The 8,062-nt window shown below is 69.5% G+C and carries 9 protein-coding genes and 1 pseudogene; 6 read left to right on the forward strand and 4 right to left on the reverse strand.

Features of this window, described 5'->3' with window-relative positions; genetic code table 11:
* Window positions 1-3 precede the first annotated feature (3 nt).
* The 4 genes from ABNT58_RS10595 to ABNT58_RS10610 all read left to right on the forward strand — a co-directional run bounded on the left by ABNT58_RS10595 (window position 4) and on the right by ABNT58_RS10610 (window position 2,803).
* Entirely contained in the window at window positions 4-588 is a 585-nt protein-coding gene (locus ABNT58_RS10595; protein ID WP_348753453.1) for a lysophospholipid acyltransferase family protein, read from the forward strand.
* On the forward strand, window positions 585-1,553 hold the full coding sequence (locus ABNT58_RS10600) for a phosphatidate cytidylyltransferase (RefSeq protein ID WP_348753446.1): 969 nt from the start codon (window positions 585-587) through the stop codon (window positions 1,551-1,553). Before ABNT58_RS10595 ends, ABNT58_RS10600 begins: the two co-directional genes overlap by 4 nt.
* A gap of 160 nt (window positions 1,554-1,713) precedes the next feature.
* The gene (gene ruvC, locus ABNT58_RS10605) at window positions 1,714-2,262 is read left to right on the forward strand and encodes a crossover junction endodeoxyribonuclease RuvC (RefSeq protein WP_348753454.1); all 549 of its coding nucleotides are present in this window, start codon (window positions 1,714-1,716) and stop codon (window positions 2,260-2,262) included.
* A gap of 52 nt (window positions 2,263-2,314) precedes the next feature.
* Window positions 2,315-2,803 carry an MgtC/SapB family protein gene (locus ABNT58_RS10610; protein WP_348753447.1) on the forward strand — a complete coding sequence of 163 codons (489 nt, stop codon included), beginning with the start codon at window positions 2,315-2,317 and terminating at the stop codon, window positions 2,801-2,803.
* Between the two features lie 4 nt (window positions 2,804-2,807).
* Here ABNT58_RS10610 and ABNT58_RS10615 read toward each other — a convergent pair whose 3' ends face one another.
* On the reverse strand, window positions 2,808-3,797 hold the full coding sequence (locus tag ABNT58_RS10615) for a tripartite tricarboxylate transporter substrate binding protein (RefSeq protein ID WP_348753448.1): 990 nt from the start codon (window positions 3,795-3,797) through the stop codon (window positions 2,808-2,810).
* A 203-nt stretch (window positions 3,798-4,000) separates the two neighbouring features.
* Here ABNT58_RS10615 and aqpZ point away from each other — a divergent pair.
* A pseudogene (aqpZ, locus tag ABNT58_RS10620) lies at window positions 4,001-4,687 on the forward strand (aquaporin Z); the annotation flags it as partial.
* Window positions 4,688-4,703: 16 nt separating this feature from the next.
* Here aqpZ and ABNT58_RS10625 read toward each other — a convergent pair.
* Complete coding sequence (locus tag ABNT58_RS10625) at window positions 4,704-4,916, reverse strand: hypothetical protein (protein WP_348753449.1); 213 nt, start codon at window positions 4,914-4,916, stop codon at window positions 4,704-4,706.
* Between the two features lie 13 nt (window positions 4,917-4,929).
* Window positions 4,930-5,865 (reverse strand): UDP-3-O-acyl-N-acetylglucosamine deacetylase, encoded by a 936-nt coding sequence (gene lpxC / locus ABNT58_RS10630; protein WP_348753450.1) that lies wholly within the window; start codon window positions 5,863-5,865, stop codon window positions 4,930-4,932.
* Window positions 5,866-6,009: 144 nt separating this feature from the next.
* Here lpxC and ABNT58_RS10635 point away from each other — a divergent pair, with 144 nt between their 5' ends.
* Window positions 6,010-7,071, forward strand: coding sequence for a PEP-CTERM sorting domain-containing protein (locus ABNT58_RS10635; RefSeq protein ID WP_348753451.1), 1,062 nt, complete (start codon window positions 6,010-6,012; stop codon window positions 7,069-7,071).
* 4 nt (window positions 7,072-7,075) lie between these two features.
* Here the strand turns inward: ABNT58_RS10635 and ABNT58_RS10640 are convergent.
* The coding region (locus ABNT58_RS10640; protein ID WP_348753452.1) for a cystathionine gamma-synthase family protein at window positions 7,076-8,062 on the reverse strand (987 nt) is incomplete at its 5' end.

Here is an 8,062-nt window from a genome sequence, read left to right on the forward strand (position 1 = left end):
TTCGTGGCCCGGCTGGTCACGGGGGCGCAGGGGCACTGGAAGGGCTGCCCGCCCAAGGCGGAGCAGCGCATCTACTTCGCCAACCACCAGAGCCACCTGGACTGGGTGCTGATCTGGGCCGCGCTGCCGCTGGACCTGCGGGCCAGCACGCGGCCGATCGCGGCGCGTGACTACTGGACGGCCAGCAAGCTCAAGCACTGGATCACCCGCGAGGTGTTCCACGCCGTCTACGTCGACCGCCAGCGCACCCACGACCAGGACCCGCTGGAGCCGCTGGTGGCCGCGCTGGAACAGGGCGATTCACTGGTGATCTTTCCGGAAGGCACGCGCGGCGCCAAGGAAGAGCCGGCCGCCTTCAAGAGCGGCCTGTACCACCTGGCCACGCGCTTTCCTGAGGTCAAGCTGATTCCCACCTGGATCGACAACGTGCAGCGGGTGATGCCCAAGGGCGAAGTGGTGCCGGTGCCGGTGCTGTGCACCGTGACCTTCGGCGCCCCGGTGGCACCGATGCTGGGCGAGGACAAGGGTGCCTTCCTGGCCCGCGCGCGCGAAGCGGTGATCGCGCTGCGCCCGCGGGCAGCGGCATGAACATGCTGCGCAACCTGAGCGTCGACCAGCAGGTCGCGCTGCTCTTCGTCATCGTCTTCGGCCTGCTGATGCTGGCCACCGCGGCGGTGGTCGGCTGGTCGCTGCGCCACCCCGAAGCCTCCAACGGCGCCACCGGCCGGCACCTGAAGCGCGACCTGCGCGCGCTGTGGACCGGCGCAGTGCTGTTCTGGCTGGCCTGGGTGTGGGGCGCGCTGGGCGCGACGCTGCTGTTCGGCATCGTGTCGTTCCTGGCGCTGCGCGAGTTCATCACGCTGCAGCACACGCGGCGCAGCGACCACCGCAGCCTGATCCTGGCCTTCTTCGTGGTGCTGCCGTTGCAGTACCTGATCGTGGGCACCCGGCACTTCGACCTCTTCACCGTGTTCATCCCGGTGTACGTGTTCTTCGCGCTGCCGGTGGTGAGCGCGCTGGCCGGCGACCCCGAGCGCTTTCTGGAGCGCAACGCCAAGATCCAGTGGGGCATCGTGGTGTGTGTCTACGGCCTCAGCCATGCGCCGGCGCTGCTGCTGCTGGACTTTCCCAACTACCAGGGGCGCGGCGCCTTCCTGCTGTTTTTCCTGGTGTTCGTGGTGGTCATCGCCCAGCTGGCGCAGGAAGCGGCCAGCCGCTGGCTGCGGCGGCGCCCGGTAGCGCGGCTGATCAGCCGCAGCTTCTCGATGCGGGCCTGGGCGCTGGGCGCACTGGCGGCGGCGCTGGCCGGTGCCCTACTGTTCTGGGCCACGCCGTTCAAGGTGGGGCAGGCGCTGGCCATGGCCTTCATCGCGGCGGGCAGCGGCACCTTCGGTGAATTCGTGATGAAGGCCCTCAAGCGCGACGCCGGGGTGCACCATTGGGGCAACCGCAGCGCCGTCACCGGCGCGGTGGGCCTGCTGGACCGGGTTGCTCCCTTGTGTTTCGCCGCCCCGGTCTTCTTCCACTTCGTCCGTTGGTACTTCCACCTTTGATGACGACCCCCAAGCTCACTGCGTTCGCGGCCCCCCAAGGGGGCGCACCCGCCCTTGGGGCGGCCCGGCGGGCAGGTGAATCTGCCGCCCCCCGGCTCACTGCGTTCGCGGCCCCCCAGGGGGGCGCACCCGCCCTTGGGGCGGCCCGGCGGGCGGGATGATGCGCATCCTAGGCATCGACCCCGGCCTGCAGACCACCGGCTTCGGCGTGATCGACGTCGACGGGCCGCGGCTGGGCTATGTGGCCAGCGGCACCATCAAGACCACCGGCGCGGAGCGCGGCAACCTGCCGGCGCGGCTGAAGATCATCTTCGACGGCGTGACCGAGGTCATCGCCCGCTACACGCCCGACCAGGCCTCGGTGGAGATCGTTTTCGTCAACGTCAACCCGCAGAGCACGCTGCTGCTGGGCCAGGCGCGCGGCGCCGCGCTGGCGGCGCTGGTGGCGCGCGGCCTGCCGGTGGCCGAGCACACCGCGCTGCAGATGAAAAAGGCCGTGGTGGGCACCGGCTCGGCCCGCAAGGAGCAGGTGCAGGCCATGGTGTCGCGGCTGCTGGCCCTGCCCGGCGTGCCGGGCAAGGACGCCGCCGACGCCCTTGGCCTGGCGATTGCCCAGGCCCATGCCGGCCATTCATTGGCCGCGCTGGCCCAGGCCACCACGCTGGCGCGCAAGACCCACGCCAGCTACCGCCGCGGCCGCGTCTACTGACCCTGCCGGGCACCGGGTGCGGCCCGGCCCCCTTGGCGCAGGAGGTGTTGCGATGGATGCATTCGGGCAGGCCGTGCTGCGCGCGCTGCAGGACGAATTCGCCGACGTCCCGGACGTCGAACAGGCCACCCGCATCGTGGTGCGGCTGGTGATCGCGGCCGCGCTGGGCGGGCTGCTGGGCTGGGAGCGTGAGCGCACCGGCAAGGCCGCCGGCGTGCGCACCCACATGCTGGTGGCGCTGGGCGCGGCGCTGTTCGTGCTGATCCCGCAGCAGGCCGGCGTGTCGGACACCGACATGAGCCGCGTGATCCAGGGCGTGGTGGCCGGCATCGGCTTCTTGTGCGCGGGCACCATCATCAAGGGCCGCGACGAAGAGGACGTGCAGGGCCTGACCACCGCCGCCGGCATCTGGCTCACCGCCGCCATCGGCGTGGGCGTGGGCCTGGGGCGCGAGGCTTCGGCGGTGCTCAGCACCCTGCTGGCGCTGCTGATCCTGCACTGGCTGCCGCGGCTGATCCACCGCATCAGCCCGCGGCGTTAGCGCATCACTCCACCGTCACCTTCGCATCGCGGATCACCTTGCCCCACTTGGCGGTTTCGGTGGCGATGAACTGCTCGAACTCCTCCGGCGTGCCGCCCACAGGCACGGTGCCCATCTGCTCCAGCCGTGCCTTGACGTCGTCCAGGCGCACGATGCGCGCCACCTCGTCGCTGATGCGGCGCACCACCTCGCGCGGGGTGCCGGCCGGCGCCAGCAGGCCGGCCCAGGTGCTGCCGGTGAAGCCGGCCACACCCTGCTCGATGAAGGTGGGCACCTCGGGCAGCGCCGGCAGCCGCTTGTCGCTGGCCACGCCGATCAGCCGCACCTTGCCGCTCTTGCCAGGGTTGATCAGGCCCGAGGCCGCGTCGAGGAAGAGCTGGATCTGCCCACCCATCAGGTCGGTGAGCGCCGCCGCCGCGCCGCGGTAGGGGATGTGCACCATGTAGCTGCCGGTCAGCGCCTTCAGGTACTCGGTGGTCAGGTGCGCGGCCGAGCCGTTGCCGCTGGAGCCGAAGCTCACCTTGCCCGGATGGGCCTTGGCGTAAGCCACGAGCTCGGTCGCGGTCTTGAAGGGCGCGTCGTTGTTCACCGCCGCCACCAGCGGCGACAGGCCGATCAGCGACACCGCCGCCAGGTCCTTGCGCGGGTCGTAGGGCAGCTTGGGGTAGAGCGTGGTGTTGGCCGCATAGGCCGCGATCACCACGCCCAGGGTGTAGCCGTCGGCCGGTGACTTGGCCACCGCATCGGTGCCGATGATGCCGTTGGCACCGGCCTTGTTGTCCACCACCACCGTCTGACCCAGCCGCTCCTGCAGCTTCTGCGCGATCAGGCGGGCGGTGACGTCGGTGAAGCCGCCGGGCGGGTACGGCACCACGATGCGGAGGGGCTTGGCGGGCCAGGCCTGGGCCCAGGCCACCGGCGCGGCGGCCACGGCGGCGCTACCCAGCAGGCAGCGGTGGAACTGTCGTCGTGTGAGCTTGTGCATGCGGCCCATGGTGCGCGCCGGGGCCGCGCTGCGCCAGATGAGGAACCCGGCCGCAGCTTGTCGCGTGGGTGACGCAAGCCGGCGCGGCAGTCGGCAGAAGTTCACATGCTAGGGATTCAGCTCGAACAGATCGCGCCAGGACTGTCAAAGTGCGCCCCGACCTGTAACAGCGGTGGGGTCCGCGCAGGCATTTCAAGACAACGAGGAGTGATCACATGAAAGCCACCATCGCCGAATTTTTCGGCACCTTCTGGCTGGTGCTGGGCGGCTGCGGCAGCGCCGTGCTGGCCGCGGCGTTTCCTGAAGTGGGCATCGGCCTGCACGGCGTGTCGCTGGCCTTCGGCCTGACGGTGCTGACCATGGCTTACGCCATCGGCCACATCTCGGGCTGCCACCTCAACCCGGCCGTGTCCATCGGGCTGTGGGTGGGCGGGCGCTTCGACACCGGCCGTCTGGTGCCCTACATCGTGGCCCAGGTGGCCGGCGCGGTGGCCGCAGGCGGCGTGCTGTACCTGATTGCCAGCGGCAAGCCGGGCTTCGAGCTGGGCGGCTTTGCGTCCAACGGCTATGGCGCGCATTCGCCCGGCCAGTACACGCTGATGGCGGCGCTGGTGTGCGAAGTGGTGATGACCGCCTTCTTCCTGTTCGTGATCATGGGCGCCACCGACAGCCGCGCACCCGCGGGCTTTGCGCCCATCGCCATCGGCCTGTGCCTGACGCTGATCCACCTGATCAGCATCCCGGTGACCAACACCTCGGTCAACCCGGCCCGCTCCACCGGCGTGGCGGTGTTCGTCGGCGGCTGGGCCGTGGAGCAGCTGTGGCTGTTCTGGGTGGCGCCCATCATCGGCGCCGCGATCGGCGCGCTGGTCTACCGCACCGTGGCGAGCAACGACTGACCCGCCGTCATGGCCCTCAGGGGGTGACCGGCAGCGCCGGCACCCCTGGCGGGAAGAACAGGCGCTCGGCGATCAGCACCGCGAAGAAGCCGACCGCCGCGATCAGCGTCCACTTCATGATCAGCCAGCCGCGATGCCGCCAGCGCGGGTCGCGGTTGACCGCATAGAGCACGAAGCACACGACGCTGGCCAGCGCCAGCAGCCCGATCAACACCCGGAAAAAAGCCATCAGGGCGCGGGGCTCACCAGGCCGGCGCCAGCTCGGCAAAGCCGGCCGGGGCTTGCGCCTCGTCGTTGAAGGTGACGATCTCCCAGGCGCTGGGGTCGGCCATCAGCTTGCGCAGCAGCTTGTTGTTGAGCGCATGGCCACCCTTGAACGACGTGTAGCTGGCCAGCATCGGCTTGCCGGCCATGTACAGGTCGCCGATGGCGTCCAGGATCTTGTGCTTGGCGATCTCGTCGTCGTAGCGCAGTCCGTCGGCATTGAGCAGCTCGCGGTCGCCGAAGACGATCGCGTTGTCCATGTTGCCGCCCAGGGTCAGCCCGCGCGAGCGCATCACGTCCACGTCTTTCGCGAAGCCGATGGTGCGGGCCCGCGCGATCTCGCGCTTGTACTGACCGCTGCCCATCTCGAAAGTCACACGCTGGCCGGTGGCGTCCACCGCCGGGTGGTTGAACTCGATCTCGAAGGTGAGCCGGTAGCCGTGGTGCGGCTCCAGCCGCGCCCACTTGAGCGCGGCGCCCTCGCCTTCGCGCAGCTCCACCGGCTTGAGCACGCGGATGAAGCGCTTGGGCGCGTCCTGCATCACGATGCCAGCGCTTTGCAGCAGGAACACGAAGCTGGCCGCCGAGCCGTCGAGGATGGGCACTTCGTCGGCGGTGATGTCGATGATGAGGTTGTCCAGCCCGAGGCCGCAGCAGGCCGACATCAGGTGCTCCACCGTCTGCACCTTGGGCGCGCCGGGGTCGCCGCCGGCCGAGATGGTGGAGGCCATGCGGGTGTCGCTCACCGACTCGGCCGACACCGGAATGTCCACCGGCTGCGGCAGGTCGATGCGGCGGAACACGATGCCGTGATCGGCCGGTGCCGGCCGCAACGTCAACTCGACCTTGCGGCCGCTGTGCACGCCCACGCCCACGGCGCGGGTGATGGACTGGAGGGTACGTTGGCGCAGCATGGAGCGATTGTCGGGGATGTGGGGCGATCTCGGAGGGGCCGGGGTCTTGCGGGGCAGCGGCGCGCAGGTCCTACAGCGTGAGGATGCAGGCCATGCGCAACACGGCTGCAATGCGGCGGGTCAACACCTCTGGAGGAGCCCCCGATGACCTCGCTCAGCCGCCGCGCTGCCCTCTCCCCCCTCGCTGCCCTGGCCTTGCTGGCCCTGCAGGCCCCCGCATCTGCCGTCGTCTCGACGCCGCTGCTCAACTACTGGGCCTACAACGACGCGTACGGCAGCGTCTACATCAACACGTCCAGCCCCGCGCTGGGCGACTTCGGGGCCAATTTCAGCCTTGGGCGACAGACCAGCTACTGGGACTACAACAACCGCACACTGGCGCCGGTGACGACGCAGGTCGACATCCAGACCAACGCCTCGCCCGCAGGAGCCGATCCGCTGTATGACCTGGTGACCAGGGGCGGGCAGTACGGCTTTTCCTTCAGCGGCAGCGCATCGGCCACGCCCGGCGGCCTGCACACCCAGATGACGGTGCGCAGCACCGACGTCAACGGCTCTGCGGTGCCGGGCTCGCCCGATGCGCGCCTGTACGGCTACGCCCACGCTTACGTCAGCGAGCAGTACCTGATCACTTCGTCCACGCGCCCGGCCGGCAGCTATGGCGCACTGCTGGTGGGCATCACGCTGGAAGGCAGCTTCGCGCACAGCCCTGTGGGCCGTGCCGACACCACGTTGTATGCCTCCGCCGACTTCACCGACTCGAGCGGCGTGAACTTCCAGAGTTCGTTCCACGTCACCGCCAACGACAACGTCTGGTCACAGCCCTGGACCGGTAGCCAGACCGTCTACAAAAAGCTGCTGTTCCAGTACGGCACGCCGTTTTCGCTGTCACTCGATCAGTGGACCAGCGTCTACGACAACGGCACGGCCGACTTCTCGCACACCGGGCAGATCTCGTCGATCGAGATCCCGTTCGCCAGCACGCTGGACACCGGCGCCATGCAGCAAGGCCTGGGCACCCTGACCTCGCTGTACGGCAATGTCTTCAACTCGGCCACCGCCGATGCGCAGAACACCAACTGGGACTTCGCCAACAACGGTGGCGGCTTCACGCCGCCGGTGCCGGAACCCGCCACCTATGCGCTGATGCTGGGTGGCCTGGCCGCGGTGGCGCTGCTGGCGCGGCGCCGCTTGCCACGGTCGTAGGGCTTCAGGACAGCGCCTGCTCGAAGTCCGCGATCAGGTCGCGCTCGTCTTCCAGGCCCACCGACAGGCGGATCATGCCGTCGGCGATGCCCATGTCGGCGCGCACGGCCGCGCCGGCTTCCCAGAAGATGGTGGGCGCCACCGGGATGATCAGGCTGCGGGTGTCGGCCAGGCCAGTGGCGCTGACGGGCAGCTTCAGCTTGTCGATCACCGGCACCAGGCGCTGCGGGTCGGCCAGCTCGAAGCTCAGCAGCCACGAGCCCGACTTGAAGTGGCGCCTGGCCGCTGCATGCTGCGGATGGTTCTCCAGCATCGGGTAGTGCACCTGGGCGATGGCCGGGTGCGCCTGCAGCCAGCGGGCCAGCGCCAGCGCGGTGGCGCTGGTGCGGTCGCAGCGCAGCTCCAGCGTCTCGGCGCCCACCAGGATGCGGTGCGCATGGTCGGACGACAGCGCACCGCCCATGTCGCGCAGGCCTTTCTTGCGGATCTGCGTCAGGCCCCACTGCCTGGCGTCGCCGCTGCGGTAGTGGGCGAAGATGTTGGGGTAGCCCTGCCAGTCGAAGAGGCCGGTGTCGGTGACCGTGCCGCCCAGCGCATCGCCATGGCCGGCGATGGACTTGGTGAGCGCATTGATCACAAGGCTGGCGCCCACGCTCTTGGGCTGGAACAGGTAGGGCGAGGTGACGGTGTTGTCCACCACGTACACGAGGCCGCGCTCACGGCACAGCTGTCCGATGGCTGCCAGGTCGGGGATGCGGGTGCCGGGGTTGGAGATGGTCTCGACGAACACCAGCCGGGTGTTGGGCCGCAGCGCCGCTTCCACGTTCGCCACGCTGCCGGTGTCCACCTTGGTGGTGTCGATGCCCAGGTCGGCCAGGGTGCCGAACAGGCTGTTGGTGTTGCCGAAGACGAACTTGCTGGACACCACATGGTCGCCGGCGCGCAGCAGCGTCAGGAAGGTGGCGGTGATGGCCGCCATGCCGGTGGCAAA

Origin of the sequence: uncultured Aquincola sp., assembly GCF_964001545.1 — a bacterium.
GTDB lineage: Bacteria > Pseudomonadota > Gammaproteobacteria > Burkholderiales > Burkholderiaceae_C > Aquincola.

What these genes read in the sequence shown, in the direction of transcription:
- ruvC (WP_348753454.1), top strand. Translation starts at nt 1,714, where the DNA reads ATGCGCATCCTAGGCATCGACCCCGGCCTGCAGACCACCGGCTTCGGC.
- ABNT58_RS10600 (WP_348753446.1), top strand. Translation starts at nt 585, where the DNA reads ATGAACATGCTGCGCAACCTGAGCGTCGACCAGCAGGTCGCGCTGCTC.
- ABNT58_RS10615 (WP_348753448.1), bottom strand. Translation starts at nt 3,797, where the DNA reads ATGGGCCGCATGCACAAGCTCACACGACGACAGTTCCACCGCTGCCTG.
- ABNT58_RS10610 (WP_348753447.1), top strand. Translation starts at nt 2,315, where the DNA reads ATGGATGCATTCGGGCAGGCCGTGCTGCGCGCGCTGCAGGACGAATTC.
- ABNT58_RS10625 (WP_348753449.1), bottom strand. Translation starts at nt 4,916, where the DNA reads ATGGCTTTTTTCCGGGTGTTGATCGGGCTGCTGGCGCTGGCCAGCGTC.
- ABNT58_RS10635 (WP_348753451.1), top strand. Translation starts at nt 6,010, where the DNA reads ATGACCTCGCTCAGCCGCCGCGCTGCCCTCTCCCCCCTCGCTGCCCTG.
- lpxC (WP_348753450.1), bottom strand. Translation starts at nt 5,865, where the DNA reads ATGCTGCGCCAACGTACCCTCCAGTCCATCACCCGCGCCGTGGGCGTG.